The 23,279-nt window shown below is 72.8% G+C and carries 23 protein-coding genes; 16 read left to right on the forward strand and 7 right to left on the reverse strand.

The features are described from left to right. Positions 1 to 3: 3 nt before the first annotated feature. Positions 4 to 1,584, reverse strand: a complete 1,581-nt coding sequence (locus CXH06_RS10045; RefSeq protein ID WP_114855044.1) for an ABC transporter permease subunit — start codon at positions 1,582 to 1,584, stop codon at positions 4 to 6. 77 nt (positions 1,585 to 1,661) lie between these two features. Then, on the reverse strand, positions 1,662 to 2,951 hold the full coding sequence (locus tag CXH06_RS10050) for an extracellular solute-binding protein (protein WP_114855045.1): 1,290 nt from the start codon (positions 2,949 to 2,951) through the stop codon (positions 1,662 to 1,664). A gap of 183 nt (positions 2,952 to 3,134) precedes the next feature. Here CXH06_RS10050 and CXH06_RS10055 point away from each other — a divergent pair, with 183 nt between their 5' ends. The 4 genes from CXH06_RS10055 (at position 3,135) to epsC (ending at position 7,007) form a co-directional block, all read left to right on the forward strand. Then, entirely contained in the window at positions 3,135 to 4,157 is a 1,023-nt protein-coding gene (locus CXH06_RS10055; RefSeq protein WP_114855046.1) for a LacI family DNA-binding transcriptional regulator, read from the forward strand. Next, on the forward strand, positions 4,154 to 5,248 hold the full coding sequence (gene trpS / locus CXH06_RS10060; protein WP_114855047.1) for a tryptophan--tRNA ligase: 1,095 nt from the start codon (positions 4,154 to 4,156) through the stop codon (positions 5,246 to 5,248). Before CXH06_RS10055 ends, trpS begins: the two co-directional genes overlap by 4 nt. Before the next feature lie 234 nt (positions 5,249 to 5,482). Then, on the forward strand, positions 5,483 to 6,412 hold the full coding sequence (gene cysK / locus CXH06_RS10065; protein WP_114855048.1) for a cysteine synthase A: 930 nt from the start codon (positions 5,483 to 5,485) through the stop codon (positions 6,410 to 6,412). 34 nt (positions 6,413 to 6,446) lie between these two features. After that, entirely contained in the window at positions 6,447 to 7,007 is a 561-nt protein-coding gene (gene epsC, locus CXH06_RS10070) for a serine O-acetyltransferase EpsC (RefSeq protein ID WP_157975693.1), read from the forward strand. Between the two features lie 42 nt (positions 7,008 to 7,049). Here epsC and CXH06_RS10075 read toward each other — a convergent pair whose 3' ends face one another. The 3 genes from CXH06_RS10075 to CXH06_RS10085 form a co-directional block, all read right to left on the reverse strand. Then, positions 7,050 to 7,829 carry a Sir2 family NAD-dependent protein deacetylase gene (locus CXH06_RS10075; RefSeq protein WP_114855077.1) on the reverse strand — a complete coding sequence of 260 codons (780 nt, stop codon included), beginning with the start codon at positions 7,827 to 7,829 and terminating at the stop codon, positions 7,050 to 7,052. Then, on the reverse strand, positions 7,826 to 8,665 hold the full coding sequence (locus CXH06_RS10080) for an aldo/keto reductase (RefSeq protein WP_114855050.1): 840 nt from the start codon (positions 8,663 to 8,665) through the stop codon (positions 7,826 to 7,828). The genes CXH06_RS10075 and CXH06_RS10080 overlap by 4 nt, the downstream gene beginning before the upstream one ends. Positions 8,666 to 8,748: 83 nt before the next feature. Then, positions 8,749 to 9,321, reverse strand: coding sequence for a GNAT family N-acetyltransferase (locus tag CXH06_RS10085; protein ID WP_232820300.1), 573 nt, complete (start codon positions 9,319 to 9,321; stop codon positions 8,749 to 8,751). Positions 9,322 to 9,504: 183 nt separating this feature from the next. On the opposite strand from CXH06_RS10085, the gene gcvT reads away from it, so the two are divergent. The 8 genes from gcvT (at position 9,505) to CXH06_RS10125 (ending at position 19,276) form a co-directional block, all read left to right on the forward strand. Beyond that, positions 9,505 to 10,638 carry a glycine cleavage system aminomethyltransferase GcvT gene (gene gcvT, locus CXH06_RS10090; protein WP_114855052.1) on the forward strand — a complete coding sequence of 378 codons (1,134 nt, stop codon included), beginning with the start codon at positions 9,505 to 9,507 and terminating at the stop codon, positions 10,636 to 10,638. Between the two features lie 48 nt (positions 10,639 to 10,686). Next, the gene (gene gcvH, locus CXH06_RS10095; protein WP_114855053.1) at positions 10,687 to 11,058 is read left to right on the forward strand and encodes a glycine cleavage system protein GcvH; all 372 of its coding nucleotides are present in this window, start codon (positions 10,687 to 10,689) and stop codon (positions 11,056 to 11,058) included. Positions 11,059 to 11,152: 94 nt separating this feature from the next. Further along, positions 11,153 to 14,089, forward strand: coding sequence for an aminomethyl-transferring glycine dehydrogenase (gcvP, locus tag CXH06_RS10100; protein WP_114855054.1), 2,937 nt, complete (start codon positions 11,153 to 11,155; stop codon positions 14,087 to 14,089). Positions 14,090 to 14,194: 105 nt separating this feature from the next. Continuing rightward, positions 14,195 to 15,412: a cobalamin-independent methionine synthase II family protein gene (locus CXH06_RS10105; protein WP_114855055.1), complete on the forward strand. Its 1,218-nt coding sequence runs from the start codon at positions 14,195 to 14,197 to the stop codon at positions 15,410 to 15,412. A 149-nt stretch (positions 15,413 to 15,561) separates the two neighbouring features. Beyond that, positions 15,562 to 16,710 carry a glycosyltransferase family 1 protein gene (locus tag CXH06_RS10110; RefSeq protein WP_114855056.1) on the forward strand — a complete coding sequence of 383 codons (1,149 nt, stop codon included), beginning with the start codon at positions 15,562 to 15,564 and terminating at the stop codon, positions 16,708 to 16,710. A 121-nt stretch (positions 16,711 to 16,831) separates the two neighbouring features. After that, positions 16,832 to 17,575: a gamma-glutamyl-gamma-aminobutyrate hydrolase family protein gene (locus tag CXH06_RS10115; RefSeq protein ID WP_114855057.1), complete on the forward strand. Its 744-nt coding sequence runs from the start codon at positions 16,832 to 16,834 to the stop codon at positions 17,573 to 17,575. Positions 17,576 to 17,638: 63 nt separating this feature from the next. Further along, positions 17,639 to 17,896, forward strand: coding sequence for a hypothetical protein (locus tag CXH06_RS10120; RefSeq protein WP_114855058.1), 258 nt, complete (start codon positions 17,639 to 17,641; stop codon positions 17,894 to 17,896). Positions 17,897 to 17,998: 102 nt separating this feature from the next. Then, positions 17,999 to 19,276 carry an MFS transporter gene (locus tag CXH06_RS10125; protein WP_114855059.1) on the forward strand — a complete coding sequence of 426 codons (1,278 nt, stop codon included), beginning with the start codon at positions 17,999 to 18,001 and terminating at the stop codon, positions 19,274 to 19,276. 7 nt (positions 19,277 to 19,283) lie between these two features. Here the strand turns inward: CXH06_RS10125 and CXH06_RS10130 are convergent, their stop codons facing one another. Both CXH06_RS10130 and CXH06_RS10135 read right to left on the reverse strand, forming a co-directional pair. Continuing rightward, positions 19,284 to 19,919, reverse strand: a complete 636-nt coding sequence (locus tag CXH06_RS10130) for an L-threonylcarbamoyladenylate synthase (RefSeq protein WP_114855060.1) — start codon at positions 19,917 to 19,919, stop codon at positions 19,284 to 19,286. Between the two features lie 150 nt (positions 19,920 to 20,069). Next, entirely contained in the window at positions 20,070 to 20,435 is a 366-nt protein-coding gene (locus CXH06_RS10135) for a DUF952 domain-containing protein (protein ID WP_114855061.1), read from the reverse strand. Between the two features lie 24 nt (positions 20,436 to 20,459). Between CXH06_RS10135 and CXH06_RS10140 the strand changes: the two genes are divergently transcribed. From CXH06_RS10140 to CXH06_RS10155, 4 genes are read left to right on the forward strand one after another with little or no spacing between them, the layout of a single operon-like run. Continuing rightward, positions 20,460 to 20,840 (forward strand): GNAT family N-acetyltransferase, encoded by a 381-nt coding sequence (locus tag CXH06_RS10140; RefSeq protein ID WP_114855078.1) that lies wholly within the window; start codon positions 20,460 to 20,462, stop codon positions 20,838 to 20,840. Then, positions 20,837 to 21,346 (forward strand): low molecular weight protein-tyrosine-phosphatase, encoded by a 510-nt coding sequence (locus CXH06_RS10145; RefSeq protein WP_114855062.1) that lies wholly within the window; start codon positions 20,837 to 20,839, stop codon positions 21,344 to 21,346. The genes CXH06_RS10140 and CXH06_RS10145 overlap by 4 nt, the downstream gene beginning before the upstream one ends. Next, entirely contained in the window at positions 21,343 to 22,845 is a 1,503-nt protein-coding gene (locus CXH06_RS10150; protein ID WP_232820301.1) for an amidase, read from the forward strand. Before CXH06_RS10145 ends, CXH06_RS10150 begins: the two co-directional genes overlap by 4 nt. Then, on the forward strand, positions 22,842 to 23,279 hold the full coding sequence (locus CXH06_RS10155) for an RNA-binding S4 domain-containing protein (RefSeq protein WP_114855079.1): 438 nt from the start codon (positions 22,842 to 22,844) through the stop codon (positions 23,277 to 23,279). Before CXH06_RS10150 ends, CXH06_RS10155 begins: the two co-directional genes overlap by 4 nt.

Here is a 23,279-nt window from a genome sequence, read left to right on the forward strand (position 1 = left end):
GGGTCAGTTGACGTCTTCGAGGACGTTCGTGAAGCGGAACTGGATCATCGCGAGCACGCCGGTGATCGCGAACAGGACCACGGACACGGCTGAGGCGAAGCCGAAGTCGGCTCCGGAGCCGCCGAAGGCGATGCGGTAGATCATCGAGATGAGGATGTCCGTGCCGCCGCGCGTGTACTCGCCCGGCAGGAAGGGCCCGCCCTCGGTGAGCAGCTGGATCGCGTTGAAGTTGTTGAAGTTGAAGGCGAAGGAGGCGACCAGCAGCGGGGCCACGGCCACCAGCAGCAGCGGGGTGACCACCTTCGCGGTGGTCTGCAGGCGGCTCGCGCCGTCGATCCGGGCGGCCTCCATGACGTCGCCGGGGATGGCCTGCAGCGCCCCGGTGGAGACGATGAACATGTAGGGGAAGCCCATCCACAGGTTCGTCAGCAGCACGGCGACCTTCGCGAGCGTGGGATCCCCGAGCCAGTTCAGGTCCAGCCCCAGGGTCTGGTTGATGAGGCCGAAGTCGCGGTTGTAGAAGTTCGACCACACCAGCAGCGAGATGAAGCCGGGCACGGCGTAGGGCATCAGCAGGATCGAGCGGTACGCCCGGCGCCCGCGCAGGCGCGGATCGTTGAGGACCAGGGCCAGGGCGAAGCCGACCACGAAGGTGAGCCCCACCGATCCCAGCGCGAAGGCGAGGGTCCAGACGAAGGCGCCGGCGAACTGCTGGGCGATCTTTCCGTCGGTGACCAGGCGCTCGTAGTTGCCCAGGCCCACGCCCTGCAGCCAGGACTGGCTGAAGGCCCGCTCGCCCTCGGCGTCCACGAAGTACTCCGAGTCGCCGACGGTGCCGACGGTGTAGACCTCGCCGGTGGAGGTGTCGGTGAGCGTGTCGGCGGCCGCGTCGTAGGTGATGACCGTGGTGCCCTCGAAGGCCTGGTCCGGTCCCTGCAGGCGCACCGCCGAGGAGTCGTCCACGGGCACGGCGAGCTCCTGCAGCGTGTCGTAGGCGGCGTTGACCTCGCGGGCGTCGAGGATCTCGTAGCCCGCGGCGTCGGTGACGGCGCCGCCGGCCACGGTCACCGCGGAGGGATCGACGGCCTCCAGGGGCTCGTCGGCCGCGCCGCGCAGCACCGTGCCGTCGGCCGGATCCACCAGGAACAGGGTGAAGGGGCCCTCGGTGGCGTCGCCGGTGGTGGCGACGCTCGCGGTGTACCAGGTGGAGTCCTCGCTCTGCTGCACGGAGCTCGCGACGATGGTGTCGACGGCCTCCTGCTTGGTGCCGCGGGTGCCGTCGCCGAAGTTCGTGAAGGAGTAGCCGACGGTCAGGATGATCGGCGTGACCAGGAAGACGGCCAGCAGGGCCGTGCCCGGGAACAGGTACTTGCCGGGGATGAAGCGCCGGGTCGAGTAGAGCACGAAGATCCCGGCCGCGGCGCCGAGGATGACGATCAGCCACATCCACTGCTGCTGCGCGATGGTGATCGGCACGGTGAAGGCCGTGACGGCCAGGACGGTGCCGAGGAGCACCACGCGGGCGAGCACGGCGGGGATCGAGGTGGAGCGCTCGCGGGCTGCGGGCGCCGAGGAGCTGGGCATGGCGACGTCGCCTTTCACGGGAGGGGTCGAGGAGGGCAGGAGCGGCCCGGGCCCCGCGACGGGGCCCGGGCGCGCGCTCAGCTCCCGATCTGCGCGGTGATCTCCTCGCCGGCGGACGTCATGGTCGGCTCCGGGTCGGCGCCGCCGACGATGTTCGCCTGGGCCTGGCCCAGGGGCTGCCAGATGGCGGCCATCTCGGGGATGGCGGGCATCGGGTCGGCGTCCTCGGCGAGCTCGGCGATCTGCACCAGCTCGGGGTAGTCGGCGGCGAGCTTCTCCTGCAGCTCGAGGTTCACCGGCGGCAGCTCGTTGTGCGGGAACATCTGCTCGGCGATGTCCGGGGAGGAGGCGACGGCGCTCGCGAACTGCTGGGCGAAGGCCGGGTTCGCGCCCTGCGAGGCGACGAAGAAGGCGTTGACCCCGGCGAAGGGAACGGCCGGATCGAGGCCGTCGAAGCCGGGCACGGCGCTCATCGTGACGTCGATGCCCGCGGTGCGGATGTCGGCCAGCGCCCACGGTCCGGAGACCAGGTAGGCGGCCTTGCCGTCGGTGAACAGGGAGATCGCGTTGTCGCCCGTGATCGAGGTCTTGAGCACCCCGTCGGCACCGAGCGCACCGATCTTCTCGCCCGCGGAGACCGAGCCCTCGCCGCCCACGCCCACATCGGAGGGATCGGGATCGCCCTCGGCGGTGGTGCCGAAGAGGTAGCCGCCGCCGGAGGTGTACAGGGGCTCCATGTGGTACGCATCGCCCTGCTCGCCGACCGGCAGCGAGAGCACGTTCTCGGCGCCGCCGGCCCTCCCGGCCTCGACCAGCTCCTCGACGGTGGCCGGTGCGGGGACGGAGGTGAGGTCGTTGTTGGCGTACAGCACGAGGGTCTCCACGGCGTAGGGCACGCCGTAGACCTGGCCGTCGTAGGTCACGGCCGTCATGCCGATGGGAGCGATCGTCTCCTCGGTGCCCGGCGGCAGCTGCACGGGGGAGAGGGACCCGTTCTGCACCAGGTTCCCGATCCAGTCGTGGGCGGCCACGATCATGTCCGGACCGTTGCCGGAGGCGTTGGCGGTGATGAAGTTCGGCTGCAGCTGGTCGGCCACGGTCTGCACGGCGACGGTGAGCCCGTTGGCCTCGCCCCAGGCGGCGGCGGGCCCCTCGAGCGCCCCGGCCTTGACCTCGTCGGCCCAGATCACGAGGTCCGCGTCGGCGCGCTCGGGCGCCGCGCCCTCCTCGCCACCGCCGTCGGAGGCGGCTCCTGCGGCATCGGAGGCGTCGGTGGAGCTCTCGGCGTCTCCGCCGCAGGCGGCGAGAGCGGCGGCGCCGACGGTCAGGCCGCCCAGGGTGAGAAAGTTCTTGCGACGGATCTGCATGGGGTTCTCCTTTGAATCGCGGCCGTGACCGGCCGGTTGCAGGCGTGTCCGGTGAGAAGAACCGTAAGCGGCGCATCGCGGACGTGCAAGCTGATGCAAGTTCTTTCATGCAACGATACGATGACGGCCGCGACCCCGATCGCTGTCGAGGACCAGCGCAGAGCGAGGAGTGCGAGGAGAGCCATGTCAGCGCGACTGATCGACATCGCCCGCGCCGCCGGGGTCAGCGAGGCCACGGTCTCCCGGGTCCTCAACGGCCGCCCGGGGGTCAACGAGGAGACCCGCCGGACCGTCATCGAGACGGCGCGCGGCCTGGGTCGGGGCGTGGGGGTCGAGGCGGCCCGCAGCGGCCCGCTCGTCGGTGTGCTCGTCCCGGACCTGGACAACCAGGTCTTCGCCACCTGGACCGACCGGATCGAGGCCGAGCTCTTCGAGCGCGGGGCCTCCGCGCTCGTGGCCATGCGGGCGCGGACCGTCGAGCGCGAGCGCGAGATCCTGCAGCGCTTCCTGTCCTGCGGGGTCGACGCGATCATCGTGGTCTCCGGCTTCCATGCCCAGGAGTCCGCCACCGCGGAGCACTATCGCGAGGTCGTCGGGGTGGGCGTCCCGCTGGTGCTCGTCAACGGCGTGCGCGAGGACGTCGACGCCGCGTTCCTCTCCACCGATGACGAGCACGCCATGCGCCTCGTGCTCACCCATCTGCAGGACCTGGGGCATCGCCGCATCGGCCTCGCGGTGGGCGACGAGCAGACCTGGCCGGTGCGCGAGAAGCTGCGGGTCTTCGAGGAGGTGCGCGACCAGCTGCCGGGGCGGAAGTGGCCCACCGCCTTCACCGACTTCTCCTACGCCGGCGGCTACGAGGCCGCGCGCGACCTCGTGGTCCGCGAGGCGACGGCGATCGTCTGCGGCTCCGACGTGATGGCGGTCGGGGCGCTCGAGGGGCTGCGCTCCCAGGGGCTGTCCGTGCCGCGGGACGTCTCCGTGGTGGGCTACGACGACGTCTTCTGGGCCGGCCTCACCGATCCGCCCCTGACCACGGTGCGGCAGGCCGTCGGCTCCATGGCGCGCGCGGCGGTGCGCACGGCGCTCGGCGGCGGCGGGGAGTCTCGCCGTCCCGCCCGCACCGAGGTGGTGGTGCGCCCGCAGCTCCTCGTGCGCGGCACCACCGCGGCCGCGCCCGCGGGTGCCGCTAGCATGGTGGGGTGACCGCAACGCACCGCACCGACGCCAGCACGCCCGCCCCCACCAGCTATGACACCGCGCAGCAGCGCAGTGACGCGATCTGGCGGAAGATCTCCTCCGATCCCGCGGGGCTGCGCATGCTCACCGGTGACCGGCCCACGGGCGCGCTGCACATCGGGCACTACTTCGGCTCGCTGCGCAACCGGGTGCGGCTGCAGGAGCTCGGCGTGGAGTCGTGGGTGCTGGTGGCCGATTACCAGGTCATCACCGACCGCGACGTCGTCGGCGACATCCAGGGGTCGGTGCGCGAGCTGCTGACCGACTACCTCGCCGTGGGCATCGACCCGGAGCGGGCCACGATCTTCTGCCACTCCGCCGTCCCCGCCCTGAACCAGCTGATGCTGCCCTTCCTGTCCCTGGTGACGCAGCCGGAGCTCGAGCGCAACCCCACCGTCAAGGCGGAGCTCGCCGCCGCCGGCAAGTCCGCGATGGGCGGGCTCCTGCTCACCTATCCCGTGCATCAGGCGGCGGACATCCTCTTCTGCCACGGCAACCTGGTGCCCGTGGGCAAGGACCAGCTGCCCCACATCGAGCAGACCCGTGTGGTGGCCCGGCGCTTCAACGAGCGCTTCGCCGGCGGTGAGGAGTACTTCCCCGAGCCCGATGCCCTGCTCTCCGAGTCCCCCACGATCCTGGGCCTGGACGGCGGGAGCAAGATGAGCAAGTCGCTCGGCAACACCGTCATGCTGCGGATGAGCCCCGAGGAGACGCTCAAGAAGATCAAGAAGGCCAAGACGGACGCCGAGCGGCGGATCACCTTCGACCCGGAGGGTCGGCCCGAGGTGTCGAACCTGCTCACGATCGCCGCTCAGGCCACGGGGCGCACCCCGGAGGACATCGCCGCGGAGATCGGCGACGGCGGGTCCGGGACCCTGAAGATCTTCACCGCCGAGGCGCTCAACGAGCATCTCGCGCCGATCCGCGCCCGCCGTGCCGAGCTCGAGCAGGACCCCGGATACCTCCTCGGCGTGCTGCGGGCGGGCAACGAGCGGGCGAACGCGGTGGCCGACGAGACCCTGGCCCGGGTGCGCGAGTTCATGGGGATGGTCTACTGACCACCGGGTGAGGGGAGGACGGCTCCGGCCGCCGGGTCCGTGTGCGGGGCGTGTTCGCCGTGGCATCTGCGCGATGCTCCACGGCGAGCGCGCCCCGCAGTCGTGTCCGCGACCTCGACGCCCCGGGTCCATGTGTCGGACCGGTCACGTCCGGCGGACGGTCCAGGTTATGATCGGCCCAAGTGCACCTTAGAGCCTCGCGCTGCGAGCCTCTCTCACCGATCGAGGAGAAGCATGCCTGTCTACGAGAACGTCTCCGAGCTGGTCGGCGGCACGCCGCTGGTGAAGCTCAACCGCCTGGGCGACGAGGTCAAGGCCACCGTGCTCGCCAAGCTCGAGTTCTACAACCCCGCCAACTCCGTCAAGGACCGCATCGGCGTGGCCATGATCGACGCCGCCGAGGCCTCCGGCCAGCTGCAGGACGGCGGCACCATCGTCGAGGCCACCAGCGGCAACACCGGCATCGCGCTGGCGATGATCGGCGGCTCCCGCGGCTACAAGGTGGTCCTGACGATGCCCGAGTCGATGTCCAAGGAGCGCCGGATGCTGCTGCGCGCCTTCGGGGCGGAGCTGGTCCTCACCGAGGCGGCCAAGGGCATGAAGGGTGCCGTCGAGCGGGCCGAGGAGATCGCCGCCGAGACCGGCGCGGTCCAGGTCAAGCAGTTCGACAACCCCGCCAATGTGGACATCCACCGCCGCACCACCGCCGAGGAGATCTGGAACGACACCGAAGGCGGCGTGGACGCGGTGGTCGCCGGCATCGGCACCGGCGGCACCATCTCCGGCGTGGGCCAGGTCCTCAAGGAGCGCAAGCCCGACGTGAAGATCATCGCCGTCGAGCCCGAGGAGTCCGCGATCCTCAACGGCGGAGCGCCCGGCCCGCACAAGATCCAGGGGATCGGCGCGAACTTCGTGCCCACCATCCTGGACCGCGAGATCTACGACGAGGTCCTCGACATCGATGCCGAGACCGCCATGACCCGCGCCCGCGACGTGGCCCGCCGCGAGGGTCTGCTGGTGGGCATCTCCTCCGGCGCGGCCATCGAGGCCGCGGCCCGCGTCGGCGCTCGCGAGGAGTTCGCCGGGAAGACCATCGTCGTGGTGGTCCCGTCCTTCGGCGAGCGCTATCTCTCCACCCCGCTGTTCGCCGAGTACGCGGACTGAGGTCCCGGCCATGCCGCGCCCGCTCGATGCGGTGATGGGCGTCGTCGCGACGGTCCGGGAGGACCTCGCGGCGGCGCACCGCCGCGACCCCGCCGCGCGCGACGACCTCACCATCCTGCTGACCTCACCGGGCCTGCACGCGATCTGGACGCACCGGGTGGCGAACCGGCTGTGGCGGCGCGGGGCGACGCTCCCGGCGATGGTGCTGGCGCAGGGCGCCCGCTCGATCACGGGCGTGGAGATCCATCCCGGCGCGACCATCGGGCGGCGCTTCGTCATCGACCACGGGATGGGCGTGGTGGTGGGGGAGACCGCGGAGGTGGGCGATGACGTGATGCTCTATCACGGCGTCACCCTGGGCGGCCGCTCGATGGAGCGGGTCAAGCGTCACCCCACGGTGGAGGACGGCGTGACCATCGGTGCCGGGGCACGGGTGCTGGGGCCGATCGAGCTCGGCGAGGGAGCCCAGATCGGGGCGAACGCGGTGGTGGTCAAGGACGTCCCGGCGCAGGCCACCGCCATCGGGGTCCCGGCGACCGTGCGCGCCGGCGCCGCGCATCCCGAGGTGCAGACGGACCCCGCGATCTGGATCTGAGCGCGGCGCCGTCGCCGTCCCGCCCGCCGCGGTCCGCAGGTGTCAGGTGGGGAAGGGATCCAGGAACGAGGTCCCGCCCACCCGATGGATCCTCCGCTCCCAGTCCGGGAGCACGTCATGGGCGTCCTCGGCGAGCACATGGTCGAAGGTCGCTCCCGCGCCCGGGGGCGGGTCGAGGTCGACGAGCACCGTGGTCGCGCCGTGCGAGCGGGCCAGGGGCGCCAGCTGCGCCGCGGGGAAGACCGTCCCGCTGGTGCCCACGGCCACGAACAGGTCAGCCTCCCGGGCCAGGCGCATCGCCAGCTCGAGCGCGTCCTCGGGCAGCTGCTCGTCGAAGAGCACCACGTCGGGCCGGGTGGGCCGCCCGCAGCGCGGGCACTGCGCGGGGACGCCGTGGTCCTCGGCCCGTTCGCCCTCGCCGGGCTCGAGCTCGACCCGCCAGGTGCAGGTGCGGTCCAGGCACACCGCGTGCAGGGCGCTGCCGTGCAGCTCTGCGACCACCTCCGTGCCGGCCGCCTGATGCAGCCCGTCGATGTTCTGGGTGATCACCGGGGTGCCGAGCCGTGCGATGGCCCGATGGCCGGGGGTGGGGCCGTGGGCGAGCGCGCGGCGCGCCATCCGCCCCCACACCTGCCACAGCAGCGGCAGGGAGCCCGGGAGCAGCGCGGCGTGCATCGCCTGCTCGGTCTCGGGCTCGAGCGCCCACAGCCCGTCCGGTCCCCGGAAGGTGCCCAGGCCCGTGCGGGCGCTGAGCCCGGAGCCCGTGAGGACGACGATCCGCCGGTGCTCCGGGCCGGGGACGAAGCGGGCGGCGCCGCTCACCACTCCTCGTGCTCGCGAGAGTCCCAGGCCGCCTCCTCGCCGAGGTCCAGGGTCGTCAGCAGCTCCCGGTCGGCGTCGTCGAGAGCGATGTGGTCCAGGCTCGCGTTGTCGCGCTGGCGCTGGGGGTCCGAGGACTTCGGGATCACCACGATGTCCCGGTCCACCGCCCACCGCAGCGCGATCTGCGAGGGGGTCGCGCCGTGCTTCTCGGCCACCCGGCGCAGCGCGAACTGCTCACCGAGGCCCTCGCGGCCGCCCAGCGGGCCCCATGCCTCGGTGACGATGCCGTGCTCGCGGTGGAAGTCGACGGTCCCCCGGCGCTGGAGCGCGGGGGAGAGCTGGATCTGGTTGACCTCGGGCACGACCCCCGTGGCGTCGATCAGCTCCCGGGTCTGCTCGGGCCGGAAGTTGGAGACGCCGATGTGCTGGGCCAGGCCCTCCTCCTTGAGGTCGATGAGGGTGCGCCAGGTCTCCAGCGCGAGTCCGCGCGAGGGATTGGGCCAGTGGATGAGCACGAGCCCCGCCCGGGGCAGGCCGAGGCGGCGCAGGGACTCGAGGTATCCGGCGCGGGCGGCCTCGCGGCCCTGGTCCCCGCCGGCGATCTTCGTGGTCACCAGGACCTCGTCGGGGTCGATGCCGCTGATGCGGAGCGCTTCGCCGACGGCCGCCTCGTTGCCGTACTGGGCGGCGGTGTCGAGGAGCCGGTAGCCGGAGCGCAGCGCCGCGGCGATGCCCTCGACGGCGCCGGTCCCGCGCATGCTGCTGGTGCCGAAGCCGATCAGGGGGAAGGGGGTGCCGTCGGCGAGCGACGTGCTGGGGATGGACAGCGCGGACATGGGGCCTCCTGCGGTCGCGGGGACGGACGCCACCAGGGTAGCCATGAGCGGCACGGCGCGCGCGGCCCGGCCCGCGGCGGAGGTCAGCGCCGGGTGGGCGGCGGCGGATCGGCCGCGGACTGGAGCGGCTGCTCCGGGGCCGGCAGCGGTTCGCGCAGCGAGCGCTCGAGCAGGAGCTGCTGGGTGCCGAACTCCTCGAGGCCCTTGCGGACCGTGAAGCCGAGCTTGCGCAGCAGGGCGACGCTGCGCTTGTTGCGGGTCTGGCTCACCGCGATGATGTGGTCGTCCTCGAGCGCCTCCTGCGCCCAGCCCATCACGGCCAGGCACGACTCGGCCGCGAAGCCCTGACCGGTGAACTCCGGCAGCAGGGCGTAGGAGAGCTCGAGCTCGCCGCGGTCGTGATCCAGCGTGATCGACCCCATCATGGTGTCGTCCTCGTGCCTCGCCAGCACCCAGCGCCCCCAGGTCAGCCCCAGGGGGGAGAGCTCGAGAGCCTGCCGGGAGGCGTAGTCCACGGCGCCGCCGAGGTACTCGCGCGTCACGGGATCGGTCATCAGCCGGATCATCCGTTCGCGATCGCCGTCGCCCGGGGGACGGATCACCAGGCGCGGGCTGCGCAGGAGAACCGGCCAGTCGGACGTGCCTTCCTTCGTCACGGCCCCCACGGTACAGGGGCGCCCGGCCCTCTGCGCCCTTCCCGCTCACCGGCCACGACAGTCCGCGACGGGCGATAGGGTGACCCTGCGGCACAGCGACGTGGCGCATGCCCACGGCGCAGGAGCCCTGTGCCGTGCCAGGCAGTGGACGGCGGGCACCCGCCCTGGAGGAGAAGGAGCACGATGGGCGATCAGGACCTGCGCAGCACCCCGCTCGAGGCGGTCCACGAGGCACTCGGGGCCACCTTCACCGACTTCGCCGGCTGGCGGATGCCGGTGCGGTACGACTCCGATCTCGCCGAGCACCGGGCGGTGCGCGAGAGCGCCGGGATCTTCGACCTCAGCCACATGGGAGAGGTCCATCTGCGCGGCCCCCAGGCGGGGGAGGCGCTCGACCACGCGCTGGCCGGGAAGCTGTCCACGATGTCGGTGGGGCGCGCGAAGTACTCGCTGCTGCTCGCCGAGGACGGCGGCATCCTCGACGACCTCATCACCTATCGCCTGGCCGAGGACCACTTCCTGGTGATCCCCAATGCCGCCGGGGTGGCCGAGGACCTCGCCGCGCTCACCGAGCGCGCCGCCGGCTTCGCGGTCGAGATCGAGGACGCCTCGGCGACCACCGCGCTGATCGCGGTGCAGGGCCCGGAGAGCGAGCGGATCCTCCTCGACGCGCTGACCGGCGCGGACAGCGGCGTCGACGGGATCGCCGCGGAGGACCTGGTCGCGATGCGGTACTACCGCGCGGCCGGGGGGACCTACCGCGGAGCGCCCCTGCTGATCGCCCGCACCGGGTACACCGGCGAGGACGGCTTCGAGCTCTACGTCCGCTCCGACCTGGCCGTCGCACTGTGGGACCAGGTGACCGCCGCGGCCGGAGACCGTCTCACCCCCTGCGGCCTCGCCAGCCGCGACACCCTCCGCCTGGAGGCCGGGATGCCGCTGTACGGCAACGAGCTGGGACGGGACCTGCTCCCCGCCCAGGCCGGCCTCGGGCGGACCGTCGCCCTGGCCACCAAGGGCGACTTCGTCGGCCGCGCCGCGGTGGAGGATGCCGACCTCACGGGCCGCCCGGTCCTCGTGGGCCTCGCCGCCGAGGGGCGGCGCGCCGCCCGCGCCGGGGCCGAGGTGCGCGACGCCGAGGGAACCGCGGTGGGCGTCGTGACCTCCGGCGTGCTCTCCCCGACCCTCGGCCACCCCATCGCGATGGCCTACGTCTCCCCGTCCCTCGCCGACCCGGGCACCGATCTGGTGGTGGACGTGCGCGGCCGGGACCTCCCCGTGCGCGTCGTCCCCCTGCCGTTCCTCCGGCGCGACTGACCTGCCCCCGACCCCTCCACCCGTCTCCCCTCCAGGAAGGACCACCCCATGTCCGCAGAGCTCCGTTACAGCAAGGACCACGAGTGGGTCCGCGTCGAGTCCGACGGCGTCGCCGTCATCGGCGTCACCGACTACGCCGCCGAGCAGCTCGGGGACGTCGTCTACGTCGACCTGCCCGAGGACGGCGCCGAGATCTCCGCCGGCACCGAGATGGGGGAGATCGAGTCCACCAAGTCCGTCTCCGATCTCTTCTCCCCGATCGACGGGGTCGTCACCGAGATCAACCAGGCCGTGGTGGACAGCCCCGAGCTCGTGAACTCCTCTCCCTTCGGCGAGGGATGGCTGCTCAAGGCCCGTTTCGAGCAGCTGCCCGAGGATCTGCTCTCCGCGGAGGACTACGCGGCCCTCCTCCGGTCCTGAGGCGTCCGGGGCTCCCGCCGCCACCGGCGCGAGGGCCCCGGCGCCGCCGCGCCGACCATCTCGAACCGCTCGCGACCACCAGGGGCACTCCGCCATGACCGCATCGACCGCGCCCGATCACGACTCCTTCGTCCGCCGCCACGTCGGCACCGACACCGACGCGCAGCGTCACATGCTCGAGGTCCTGGGCTACGAGTCCCTGGACGAGATGCTCCGCGCGGCCGTGCCGCGCACGATCCTGCTGGAGGACGGGGACGGCGATCCCGCGTCCTCCGTGCCGCCGGGGATCTCCGAGCCCGCGGCGCTCGAGGAGCTGCGCGCCCTGGCCGAGCGCAACACCGTGCGCCGCTCCCTGATCGGGACGGGCTATCACGGCACCCACACCCCCGCCGTGATCCAGCGCAACGTGCTCGAGAACCCCGCCTGGTACACGGCCTACACCCCGTACCAGCCCGAGATCTCCCAGGGCCGCCTCGAGGCGCTGCTGACCTTCCAGACCATGATCTGCGACCTCACGGGGATGGACGTCTCCAACGCCTCCACCCTCGACGAGGCGACCTCCGCGGCCGAGGCGCTCATGCTCGCCCGCCGCACCGCCAAGCGCAACGGCTCCGTGTTCCTCGTGGACGCCGACGCCCTGCCCGCCACCAAGGAGGTGCTGCGCGGACGGGCCGAGGGGCTCGGGATCGAGCTGCGCGAGGTCGACTTCCGGACCGAGGGCGTCCCGGACGGGCCGTACTTCGGCGCCCTGATCCAGTATCCGGGCGCCTCCGGGCGGGTGTGGGACCCGCGGGAGGTGATCGCCGAGGTGAAGTCCACGAAGGCGGTCGCGATCGTCGCCGCGGACCTGCTGGCCCTGACCCTGCTCGAGTCCCCGGGATCGCTCGGGGCCGACGTCACCGTCGGCACCTCCCAGCGCTTCGGGATCCCGCTCGGCTTCGGCGGCCCCCATGCCGGCTTCGTCGCCGTCCGCCGGGGACTCGAGCGGCAGCTGCCCGGCCGTCTCGTCGGCGTCTCGGTCGATGCCGACGGCACTCCCGCCTACCGCCTCTCGCTCCAGACCCGCGAGCAGCACATCCGGCGCGAGAAGGCCACCAGCGCGATCACGACCGCGCAGGTCCTGCTGGCCGTGATGGCGGCGATGTACGCCGTCTACCACGGCCCCGAGGGGCTGACGCGGATCGGACGCACGGTCGCCGATCGCACCGCCTCGCTCGCCGACCTCCTGCGCCGCAGCGGTTTCGAGCTGCTCTCGGACAGCTTCTTCGACACCCTCGAGGTGCGCGCGACCGGCACCGCCCACGATCTGGCGGCCGCGCTCGGCGAGGCCGGGTACCTGGTCCGCACCGTGGGCGACGACCTCGTGCACCTCTCGCTCGACGAGACCGTCACCCCCGCGGACCTGGTGGCGATCGCCGCGGCCTTCGCCCCGTACGCCCCGGCGCCCGGCGCGGAGCTCGGGGAGGTCCCCTCGGGTGACGGCTGGGGACCTCTCCTGCGGCAGGACCCCTTCCTGCGGCATCCGGTGTTCTCCTCCTTCCGGTCCGAGACCGCGATGATGCGCTACCTGCGGCGCCTCGCGGACCGTGACTTCGCCCTGGATCGGGGCATGATCCCGCTGGGCTCGTGCACCATGAAGCTCAACTCCGCCACCGAGATGGCCGGGGTCACCTGGGCGGGCTTCAGCGCGCTCCACCCCTTCGCGCCGCGCGCGGACGTCGAGGGGTATCTCGAGCTCATCACGCAGCTGGAGAGCTGGCTGGCGGACCTCACCGGCTACGACACCGTCTCGCTCCAGCCCAACGCCGGCTCCCAGGGCGAGTACGCCGGTCTGCTCGCGATCCGCGCCTACCACGCCTCGCGCGGCGAGTCGGGCCGCGAGGTGTGCCTGGTGCCCAGCTCGGCGCACGGCACCAACGCCGCCTCGGCGGTCAACGCGGGCCTGCGGGTGGTGGTCGTGGCCTCGGACGCGCAAGGCAACATCGACCTCGACGACCTGAAGCAGAAGATCAAGGATCACGGCGAGGAGCTCGCCGCGATCATGATCACCTACCCCTCGACCCACGGCGTGTACGAGGAGGAGGTGCGCACCGTCTGCCAGCTGGTCCACGACGCGGGCGGCCAGGTCTACGTCGACGGTGCGAATCTCAACGCGCTGCTGCAGGTGGCACGGCCCGGCGAGTTCGGCGGCGACGTCTCCCACCTGAACCTCCACAAGACCTTCTGCATCCCCCACGGCGGCGGCGGGCCCGGCGTCGGCCCGGTCGCGGCCAAGGCGCACCTGGCGCCCTTCCTGCCGGGCCATCCGGCGATGCAGCAGAGCGCGCATCCCGTGGTCGGCGCCGCGGACCGCTCCCATGACGGCGCCCCGGTCTCGCAGGCGCCCTACGGCTCCCCGTCGATCCTCCCGATCACCTGGACCTACATCCGCCTGATGGGACCGGAGGGGCTGCGCCACGCGACCGCCTCCGCGGTGCTCGCGGCCAACTACATGGCCCACCGCCTCGCGGAGGCCTTCGAGACCCTCTACACGGGGGAGAACGGCCTGGTCGCCCACGAGTGCATCGTGGACCTGCGGCCGTTCACCGCGCGCACCGGCATCACGGTCGACGACGTCGCCAAGCGGCTCATCGACTACGGATTCCACGCCCCGACGATGTCCTTCCCGGTCGCCGGCACGCTGATGGTCGAGCCGACGGAGTCGGAGGACCTCGCGGAGATCGACCGCTTCGTCGACGCGATGCTGCGGATCGCCGAGGAGGCCGAGGAGGTCGTCGCCGGCACCTGGCCGGCCGACGACAACCCGCTGGTGAATGCCCCGCACACCGCGGCGTCGATCGCGACGGGGGAGTGGAGCCACCCCTATTCCCGCGAGGTCGCCGTCTACCCCGGCAGCTGGACCGCCCTCGAGGACGACTCGGTGCACGACAGCGTCCCCATGCGGATCCAGTCGAAGTACTGGCCGCCGGTGCGCCGCATCGACCAGGCCTTCGGCGACCGCAATCTCGTGCCCACCTGGCCGCGGGACTGACCCCTGCTCACCCGCCCCCGGAGCACTCGGGGGCGGGTGAGCTGTGTGAACGGGGATGACCCCGCAATTCCTCCGCGCCCGCGGGCGGCGCTTAGGGTCGGTCCCATGACCGAGATCCTCACCACCACCGCAGGCTCCCTGCCCCGCACCCCCGAGCTGCTGGCCGCGAACGCCGCCCGCCCCGTCGCGGAGGACGGGCTCACCCCGCTGCCGTCGGCCGAGTTCGATGCGGCGCTGGCCGCCGCGGTCGAATCGGTCGTGGCGCGCCAGAAGCAGATCGGCATCACCGTCCCGGGCGACGGCGAGTACGGCAAGTCCATGACCTCGACCTACAACTACGGCGCCTGGTGGAGCTACATCTTCCATCGCACCGCGGGCCTCGAGATCGTCGAGGGCGACACCTTCTTCGCCGAGCCGCCCACGGCGGACAACGCCGAGGGCCTGACGCTGACCTCCTTCGGCAACCGCCGCGACCGCCAGCGCTTCCCCGACGTGTACGCCTCGGACGTCGAGGTCAACAAGGCCACCCCGGAGGCGGGCGCACTCGTCTTCCCGGTCGCCTCCGGCGCGCTGTCCTACACCGGCGGCGAGCTCATCGCCTCCGACGTCTCCAACTTCTCCCGCGCGCTGAGCGCGCAGGGCATCGAGCAGGGCTTCCTCACCTCGCTCTCCCCGGGCTCCGGAGCTCGCATCCAGGACCGCCACTACGGCTCGGAGGACGCCTTCCTCGAGGCCTGGGCGGAGGCGCTGAAGGTCGAGTACAAGGCCATCACCGACGCGGGCCTCATCGTCCAGATCGACGATCCCTCGATCGCGGAGAACTTCGACCAGATCTCCCCCGAGCCCAGCATCGAGGACTATCTGCGCTTCACCGCCAAGCGCGTCGAGGCGCTCAACCACGCCCTCGAGGGCCTGCCGAAGGAGCAGCTGCGCTTCCACCTGTGCTGGGGCTCCTGGCACGGCCCGCACGTCACCGACATCGAGTTCCGCCACCTCGTGCGGCTGATGCTCGACATCGACGTCACCTACTACTCCTTCGAGGGCGCCAATGCGCGCCACGAGCACGAGTACGTGGTCTGGGACGAGGTCACCCTGCCGGACGACAAGATCATCGTCCCGGGCGTGGTGGGCCACTCGACCAATGTCGTCGAGCACCCGGAGCTGGTCGCCCAGCGCATCTCCCGCTACGCCGAGCGCGTGGGCGCCGAGCGCGTCATCGCCTCGACCGACTGCGGCCTGGGCGGACGCATCCACCCCGACATCGCCTGGGCGAAGCTCGAGTCGCTGGCCGAGGGCGCGCGGATCGCCTCGCAGCGCCTCTGAGCGCCGCGGCCCGGTCCCCGCGGTCCTCCGGGACGGCGGGGACCGGGCCCCGCGGAGCCGCCGGCACGGGGCAAGAGTTCACCTTCGCGTCGTCGGCCCGTCACGCCGGCGTGGCCCGGAGGCAGGACGGGAGGCGGATCCTCGAGAGCGTGAGGATCCTCTTCGTCGCCGAGTCCTTCCTGCCGCACATGAACGGAGTCACCAATTCGGTGCTCCGCGTCGTCGACCACTTCGCCGCCGCCGGCGATGACCTCGGGATCATCGCCCCGCAGTGGCCGCGGGCCTCGACCTCCCTGCGCACCTCCTGCGGGCGCCGGGTCCGGGTCCGTCGCGTCGCCTCCGCTCCGATGCCCGGGTACTCCGCGGTGCGGATCGCCGCCGCCAGCGCGACGGTGCTGCGCCGCCGCATCGACGAGTTCCAGCCCGACGTCCTCCACCTCGCCTCGCCCATGATCCTGGGCGGGCGCGCCGTGGTGGCGGCGCAGAAGCTGGGCGTCCCCTCGGTCGCCGTGTACCAGACGGACATCCCCGGATACACGGCGCGCTACGGCATGCCCTTCCTCGAGAACGCCACCTGGCAGCTGCTGCGCGACGTCCACAACCGGGCCACCGTGAACCTCGCCCCGTCGACCTCGAGCCGCGACGAGCTGGTCTCCCACGGCGTCGAGAACGTCGAGCTGTGGCGCCGCGGGGTGGACACCTCCCTGTTCTCCCCCTCGCTGCGCAGCGAGACGCTGCGCGCGAAGTACGCCGCACCCGGCGAGAAGCTCGTCGTCTACGTGGGGCGCCTCGCCGCCGAGAAGCAGGTCGCGGATCTCAAGGTCATCCACGACATGCCCGGAGTGCGGCTGCTGATCGTGGGCGACGGCCCCGAGCGGGACGCCCTGCGGCGCGAGATGCCGCGGGCACGCTTCGCGGGCTTCCGCTCCGGCACCGATCTGGCCACCCACCTCGCCTCGGCGGACCTGTTCATCCACCCCGGCGAGCTCGAGACCTTCGGGCAGACGATCCAGGAGGCGATGGCCTCGGGCCTGCCGGTGATCGCGCCCCGACGCGGCGGTCCGATCGACCTGATCTCCCCGAGCCGCACCGGCTGGCTGTACACCCCGGGGATGCTCGACGAGCTGCGGGAGCGGGCCAGCGACCTCCTGTTCGACGACGCCAAGCGACTCGCCGTCGGCCGGGCCGCTCTCGAGTCCGTGCGCAAGCGCACCTGGCCGGTGCTCGCGGAGCAGCTGCGCGGCCACTACCGCCAGGCGATCGCGATGCAGCAGGGAGCGGTCGGCGCCGCGCGCTGAACCGCCTCCGCGCGCCCGGCCGTCACACTCCGCCACAGTCCTCGCGCCGTCGCGCCCCCGCGCGATGGACTGGGGTCCGTCGCCAGGAGGCGGCACGGACTCTCGCGGAAAGGACAACATCATGGCGCAGCGCACTCGTCGCCCGCTCATCGGCGTGACCGCAGGGGTCCGCACCATGATGTCCGGCGCCTGGGAGGGTCATGACGCCGTCGCCGTCAACGAGTCCTACGTCCGCGCCCTGCGCGCGGCCGGCGCCCGTCCCGTGATCATCGCCCCGCAGGACGAGTGGAGCGACGAGGAGATCGCCGAGCTGGACGGGCTGGTCCTCACCGGCGGCACCGACCTCGACCCGGCCGCCTGGGGCGAGGAGGCGCTCGCCACCGACATGACCCCCGACCCGGCGCGCGACGCCTTCGAGACCGCGCTGTACCGCGCCGCCCGCCGCGCCGACGTCCCGGTGCTCGGCATCTGCCGCGGCCTGCAGATCATCGTGATCGCCGAGGGCGGCGAGCTGCACCGTCACCTGCCGGCCGATCTGCCCGAGCATCCCGCGACCGGCCTGCGCCCCACCCGCGTCGAGGCCACCGTGGACGCGGCCAGCGATCTCGCCCTCGCTCTCGGCACCTGCGCCGAGGTCACGGCCTTCCACCACCAGGGCGTGCGGGCCGTGCGCGGGGACCTGCGGATCGTCGCGCGCCACGACAGCGGGCTGCCGCTCGCCGTCGAGGCCGCGAGCGGATCGAGCGTCCTGGGCGTGCAGTGGCACCCCGAGATCGACGGCGCGGACGGCCTCGCCGTCTTCGAGAGCCTGCTCACGGCCGTCCACCACCGCGGGGAGACCGCGGACCTCCGCTCCCTGGTCTAGGATGGACCGTGGCGGTCCGCCCCGTGCAGGACGCCGCACCCGTGACGCAGAGGAAGAGGCAGCATGAGCAACCAGCACGTCGCGAACGCGACCGGCGCGCAGGCGAGCGAGGACACGAACGTGACCTCGAAGGGCAACAACCCCGTCCTCTCGGTGGTGCTGTTCGTGGTGCTCTTCGCCCTCTTCGGCGCCGGGCTGTACGTCATGAGCCTGGTCTCGATGGACCAGCCCTCCGTGGGCGTCTTCCTGGGCGGCCTGGGCATGTGCCTGCTCGCGCTGTACTGCACCTTCGACCTGGTGCCCCGCTTCCTCACTCGCTGACGTCCCCGCAGGACGTCCCCGTGCCCGGCGCCTCATGGCGACCGGGCACGTCGCGTTCCGGGGCTTCCCGGGCGGCGCCGGCCTCATGGACAATGGTCCATCGTGAACGCTCACTCCGCGACCGCCCCGCCCTCCGTGCCCCTCGAGGTGCGCCGTGCCCGCTGGGCAGTCTCCCTGATCTTCCTGCTCAACGGCGCCTCCTTCTGCGCGATCCTGCCGCGCTACCCGGAGCTGGTCGAGACCATCGGACTGTCCAACACGGCCTTCGGGCTGGCGGTGGGCATCGGTCCCCTGGGCGGGCTGGCCGCGGGGCTCTTCGCCGCGCGCCTCATGACCCGTTTCGGCACCGCTCGGCTGAGCGTCGTCGTCCAGATCATCGCCTCCACCTCGCACCTGCTGGTCTATGTGGCCGGTTCGTGGCTGTGGCTCGCCGGCTCGCTGGTGCTCGCGATGGCGGCCGATGCGATCACCGACGTCTCCATGAACGCCCACGGGATGCGGGTGGAGCGGCGCTATCGCCGCTCGATCATGAACAGCTTCCACGGCTGGTGGTCGCTCGGCGCGGTGGTGGGCGGGCTGCTGGGCTCCGCCTGCGCGCAGCTCGGGGTGCCGCTGTGGGGTCAGGGAGTGGCCGGTCTGGTGGTCTTCGGTCTGCTCGCGGCCGGCGCGCTGCGCTTCCTGCTGCCCGGTCATGACGGCACCGAGCGCACCCCGGTCGCCGGACCGTCGGCCGCCTCCGCCGCCGAGGTGCCCGCGCCCGCGCCGCGGGGCGGGCTGCGCATCGCCGGGATGACCATGCGGTCGCTGGGGCTGCTGGTGGCGCTGGGGATGATCCTCGTGTTCGCGGGATCCACCGAGGACGCCGGCAACACCTGGGGCGCGCTCTTCATGAACTCCACCTTCGAGGTCAGCGCCTTCGTCGCCGGCATGGCCTTCGTCGCCCTGCAGGGCGCCCAGACGATCGGGCGCTTCACCGGCGACGCGATCGTCAACCGGCTGGGCGACCGCGCCACCGCCCGGCTGGGCGCGGCGATCTCCGCGACCGGGATGGGCCTGGCCCTGCTGTTCCCCACCCCCGTCACGGCGCTGATCGGCTTCGCCGCCGCCGGCTGGGGCGTGGCCACCCTGTTCCCCGCCGCGTACCGCGCGGCGGACGAGCTGCCGGGTGTGCCGCAGGGCGTGGGCATGACGGTGGTGGGCTGGTTCGCCCGCCTGGGCTTCTTCGTCACCCCGCCGCTGGTCGGCGTCCTCGCCGACGCCCTCACGCTGCGCTACGCGCTGTGGATGGTGCCGATGTACGCCCTCGGCATCCTCGTGTTCTCCGGGGTGCTCGAGCCGCGGCGCGCCGCGCAGGCTGCCGCGGCCGACGCGGCGGGCTGAGCCGCTCTCAGAAGCGAGCGGCGTCCCCGGCCCCCTCGCGCACGATCTCCAGCCCGTCGCCGGAGAGGTCGACGACGGTGGTGGGCTCGATGCCCACCTCACCGGAGTCGATGATCGCGTCCAGCTGATCATCCAGCAGGTCCTGGACCACCCAGCCCTCCGAGGGCGGGTCCTCCTGCCCCGGCAGCAGCAGCGTCGAGGAGACGATCGGCTCGCCGAGCGCCTCCACCAGCGCATGCGCGACCCGGTGATCGGGGATGCGCACGCCCACGGTGAGCTTCTTGGGGTGCGACATGCGGCGGGGCACCTCCTTCGTGGCGGGGAGGATGAAGGTGTACGGCCCCGGAGTGCTGTTCTTGACCAGCCGGAAGGTGGGGTTGGAGACCAGCACGAACTGCCCCAGCTGGGCGAAGTCCGCGCACACCAGCGTGAAGTGGTGGTTCTTGTCGACCTGCCGGATGCGGCGGATCCGCTCGAGCCCCTGGGCGGAATCCAGGGTGCAGCCCAGGGCGTAGCAGGAATCCGTGGGGTAGGCGATGAGACCGCCCTCCCGCAGCACCGAGACCGCCTGCTCGACGAGCCGGGGCTGTGGGTCGACGGGGTGGATGTCGAGGTAGCGCGCGGAGTGTCGGGATCTGGCCATGTCCGATGGTACGTCCGCGCCGCGGGCGCGGGGAATCCTCAGGCTGCGCCGGATGCCTGGTCTGCTGCCGGCTCGTCCCTCGCCAGCACGTCGATCAGGCTGTGCCTACTGCCTGGTCTGCTGCCGGCTCGTGCCTCGCCAGCACGTCGATCAGGCGACGACCACGAACTCGCGGCCGATCCACTTCGTCCGGCGCAGGCGCAGCACGGCGCTCACAGGGAGCGGGCCCTTGATGTGCGGATAGCCGCGTCCCTTGCCGTCGACATCGGCCTCGATGTCCACGGCGATGCCGGCGGCCTCCACGCGCCCCGCGTCGATCTCCAGGATCACCAGGTCCGAGGGGCGATCGGGGTAGACCCGCTTGGCGACCTTGGAGACCTGCTCCGGCCAGGAGGCGTGGAGGAAGCCCTCCTGCTCGAGGGTGCGTCCGCGGGTCGCCTGGGTGTAGCTGCCCGACGGGACGGCCGCCTCCCAGGCGGACAGCTCGGTGATGTGCCAGATGAGAGGCGCAGGCATGACCGGCAGTGTACCGTGACCGGCATGGATGAGACCTCCGCCGATCAGGGCGCGGTGCGCCTGGTCCACGACGACGACCGCGACCGCTTCGAGGCCCTGCGGGGTGAGGAGGTGGTCGCCGTCCTCGGCTACGGCGACGAGGAGAGCGCCGTCGCGGGCGGGGCCACGGTCCGCGACCTGCGATCGACCGTGGTGGCCCCCGAGCACTCCGGCCGCGGCATCGGCTCCGCCATCGTCCGCTTCGCGCTGGAGGACGCCCGCACCCGGGGCCTGCAGGTGACGGCCACCTGCTGGTTCGCGCGCGGATGGCTCGAGCGCCACCGAGAGTATGCGGACCTGCTCGCCCCGGGCCGGGCCGGGAGCGATGACGGTCCTGCCGAGGGGCCGACGAAGGAGACGCGATGACCTACCGCATCCTCACCGTCTGCACGGGCAACATCTGCCGTTCGCCGATGGCCGAGTACGCACTGCGCGCGGCCCTCGAGGCGGGAGGCCTGGACGATCGGGTCGAGATCGCCTCCGTCGGCACCTCCGGCTGGGAGATCGGCAACCCGGTCGATCCGCGCGCGGGAGCCCTGCTGCGCCGCCACGGGATCGACGCCTCCGCGCACCGGGCCCGGCAGATGGACGACGAGGAGCTCCGCCGCGCCGATCTGGTGCTCGCCCTCGATCACGATCACGTGGACCCGCTGCGACGCTCCCTGGGGCCGGACCGGGCGGAGGCCGTGGTGCGCATGGTGCGGGACTTCGCCCCGCGCCCGGTGGCCGACACCGGCATCCGCGACCCCTGGTACGGCGACGAGAGCGACTTCGAGACGGCCTGGGAGCAGATCGACGAGGCCGCGGCGGGCATCGTCGCGCACGTCCGTGAGGCGCTGGGCACCGCCGAGGCCCGCGAAGGCAGCCGGTGAGTGCCGGACCGGGCGTGCCGCCGGAGCGCGTGGACGAGGCTCCGCTCGGCGCGCTCGAGACCGCGGCCGCACTGCGCCGCGGTGCGCTGGACGTCCGCGAGCTCACCGAGCAGACCCTCACCGCCGCCCGGGGGACCGGCGCCGTGGTGGGCGCCTTCGCGCACGTCCTCGAGGAGCTCTCCCGGGAGCAGGCCGGGGCCGCCGCCGAGCAGCTGTCGCGGGCGCGCCGTGCGGGCGGCGCCGCGGAGCTCGCCGCGATGCGTCCGCTGCTGGGGGTGCCGCTGCCGATCAAGGACCTCACCCGGATCGCGGGAGCGCCCTTCGAGGCAGGCAGCACCGCGCTGCGCGGGACGATCGCACCGGTCACCGACGGCGTCGCCCAGAGCATCCTCGATGCCGGCACCGTCACGATCGGCAAGACCACCACCCCCGAGTTCGGGATGCCCTGCTACACGGAGCCCGCCACCGGTGCGCCCGCGCGGACGCCCTGGGACCTGCGGCGCACCGCCGGCGGCTCCAGCGGCGGGGCGGCCGCGGCGGTCGCGAGCGGGGTGGTGCCGATCGCGCACGGCTCCGACGGCGGCGGCTCGGTGCGGATCCCCGCCGCATGCTGCGGGATCGTCGGGATCAAGCCGACCCGGGGCCTGGTCTCGCCCGGGCCGCACGGCAGCGAGGGCATGGGGCTGGTGGTCGACGGCATGCTCGCGCGCAGCGTCCGCGACGTCGCCGCCGGGCTCGATGCGATCGCCGGGCCCCGGCCCGGCGACTTCGCGCCGCGGCTCCGCCCGGAGACGTCCTTCCTCGAGCAGCTCGCTGCCGAGGCCGGCGACGGCTCCCCGGCGAGGGGGCCCTTGCGGCTGGCCGTGCTCAGCGAGCCGCTGGCCGCGGAGACCGAGGTCCATCCCGCGGCCCTGCGGGGGCTCGAGCGCGCCGTGGAGGTGCTGGGTGCGCTCGGCCACGAGATCACCGTGATCCCTGCGCCCTTCACCCCCGCGGACTGGAGGGCGTTCATGCCGCTGTGGACCGTGGGCGCCGCGACGATCCCCCTCGCCCCGGAGCAGGAGGAGCAGCTCCTCGAGCTCACCCGCTGGCTGCGCGCACAGGGCCGGGCCACCAGCGGCGTGGATCTCGCGCGCGCGGTCACCGGGGTCCAGACCCTGGCGCGCCGCACCCTCGAGGGGCTCGCCCCCTTCGACGCAGTGCTCACCCCGACCCTGGCCGCGCCGCCGGCCTTCCCCGAGCAGCTGCAGCTGCCCGACGGCGCCGCGGACTTCGATGCCCAGTGCGCCTTCACCCCGTGGACCTCCACCTGGAACATGCTCGGGACCGCCGCCCTGTCCGTGCCGCTGCACCGGGAGGAGGTCGACGGTGTCGAGCTGCCCTTCGGCGTGCAGCTGGGAGCCACCCGCCCCGGCGACGACGCCCTGCTGCTGTCCGTGGCGGCCCAGCTCGAGGCCCACGACCCGTGGCCGCTGGTGCGGACCCCGGCGCCGGCATGAGCGCTGCGGACCCTGCCCCCGGACCGGCCTCCGTGCGCCTGGACGTGTGGCTGTGGAGCGCGCGATTGATGCCCACCCGGTCCGCGGCCACCGCGGCCTGCCGCGCCGGACACGTGCGGCGCAACGGGGAGAGCGCGAAGGCGGCCCAGCGGATCGTGGTGGGGGACGAGCTGCGGGTGCGCTCGCCGGGCCATGAGCGCATCGTGCTCGTCACGCGGATCCTCACCAAGCGGGTGGGGGCGCCGATCGCGCGTGAGGCCTACGAGGACCACAGTCCCGAGCCCGCACCGCAGCTCGCGGCCGCGCCTCCGCGCCGGGAGCGGGGCACCGGGCGCCCCACGAAACGGGAGCGCCGGGCGTTCGAGCGCCTGCGCGGCCGTGACCAGCTGCTGCGGGCGCGGGATCAGGAGTGGGACGAGGACGACGACCGCTGA

Origin of the sequence: Brachybacterium sp. YJGR34 (assembly GCF_003347015.1) — a bacterium.
Classification (GTDB): domain Bacteria; phylum Actinomycetota; class Actinomycetes; order Actinomycetales; family Dermabacteraceae; genus Brachybacterium.

What these genes read in the sequence shown, in the direction of transcription:
- CXH06_RS10045 (WP_114855044.1), bottom strand. Translation starts at nt 1,584, where the DNA reads ATGCCCAGCTCCTCGGCGCCCGCAGCCCGCGAGCGCTCCACCTCGATC.
- CXH06_RS10050 (WP_114855045.1), bottom strand. Translation starts at nt 2,951, where the DNA reads ATGCAGATCCGTCGCAAGAACTTTCTCACCCTGGGCGGCCTGACCGTC.
- CXH06_RS10055 (WP_114855046.1), top strand. Translation starts at nt 3,135, where the DNA reads ATGTCAGCGCGACTGATCGACATCGCCCGCGCCGCCGGGGTCAGCGAG.
- cysK (WP_114855048.1), top strand. Translation starts at nt 5,483, where the DNA reads ATGCCTGTCTACGAGAACGTCTCCGAGCTGGTCGGCGGCACGCCGCTG.
- epsC (WP_157975693.1), top strand. Translation starts at nt 6,447, where the DNA reads ATGGGCGTCGTCGCGACGGTCCGGGAGGACCTCGCGGCGGCGCACCGC.
- CXH06_RS10080 (WP_114855050.1), bottom strand. Translation starts at nt 8,665, where the DNA reads ATGTCCGCGCTGTCCATCCCCAGCACGTCGCTCGCCGACGGCACCCCC.
- gcvT (WP_114855052.1), top strand. Translation starts at nt 9,505, where the DNA reads ATGGGCGATCAGGACCTGCGCAGCACCCCGCTCGAGGCGGTCCACGAG.
- gcvH (WP_114855053.1), top strand. Translation starts at nt 10,687, where the DNA reads ATGTCCGCAGAGCTCCGTTACAGCAAGGACCACGAGTGGGTCCGCGTC.
- gcvP (WP_114855054.1), top strand. Translation starts at nt 11,153, where the DNA reads ATGACCGCATCGACCGCGCCCGATCACGACTCCTTCGTCCGCCGCCAC.
- CXH06_RS10105 (WP_114855055.1), top strand. Translation starts at nt 14,195, where the DNA reads ATGACCGAGATCCTCACCACCACCGCAGGCTCCCTGCCCCGCACCCCC.
- CXH06_RS10115 (WP_114855057.1), top strand. Translation starts at nt 16,832, where the DNA reads ATGGCGCAGCGCACTCGTCGCCCGCTCATCGGCGTGACCGCAGGGGTC.
- CXH06_RS10120 (WP_114855058.1), top strand. Translation starts at nt 17,639, where the DNA reads ATGAGCAACCAGCACGTCGCGAACGCGACCGGCGCGCAGGCGAGCGAG.
- CXH06_RS10130 (WP_114855060.1), bottom strand. Translation starts at nt 19,919, where the DNA reads ATGGCCAGATCCCGACACTCCGCGCGCTACCTCGACATCCACCCCGTC.
- CXH06_RS10135 (WP_114855061.1), bottom strand. Translation starts at nt 20,435, where the DNA reads ATGCCTGCGCCTCTCATCTGGCACATCACCGAGCTGTCCGCCTGGGAG.
- CXH06_RS10140 (WP_114855078.1), top strand. Translation starts at nt 20,460, where the DNA reads ATGGATGAGACCTCCGCCGATCAGGGCGCGGTGCGCCTGGTCCACGAC.
- CXH06_RS10145 (WP_114855062.1), top strand. Translation starts at nt 20,837, where the DNA reads ATGACCTACCGCATCCTCACCGTCTGCACGGGCAACATCTGCCGTTCG.
- CXH06_RS10155 (WP_114855079.1), top strand. Translation starts at nt 22,842, where the DNA reads ATGAGCGCTGCGGACCCTGCCCCCGGACCGGCCTCCGTGCGCCTGGAC.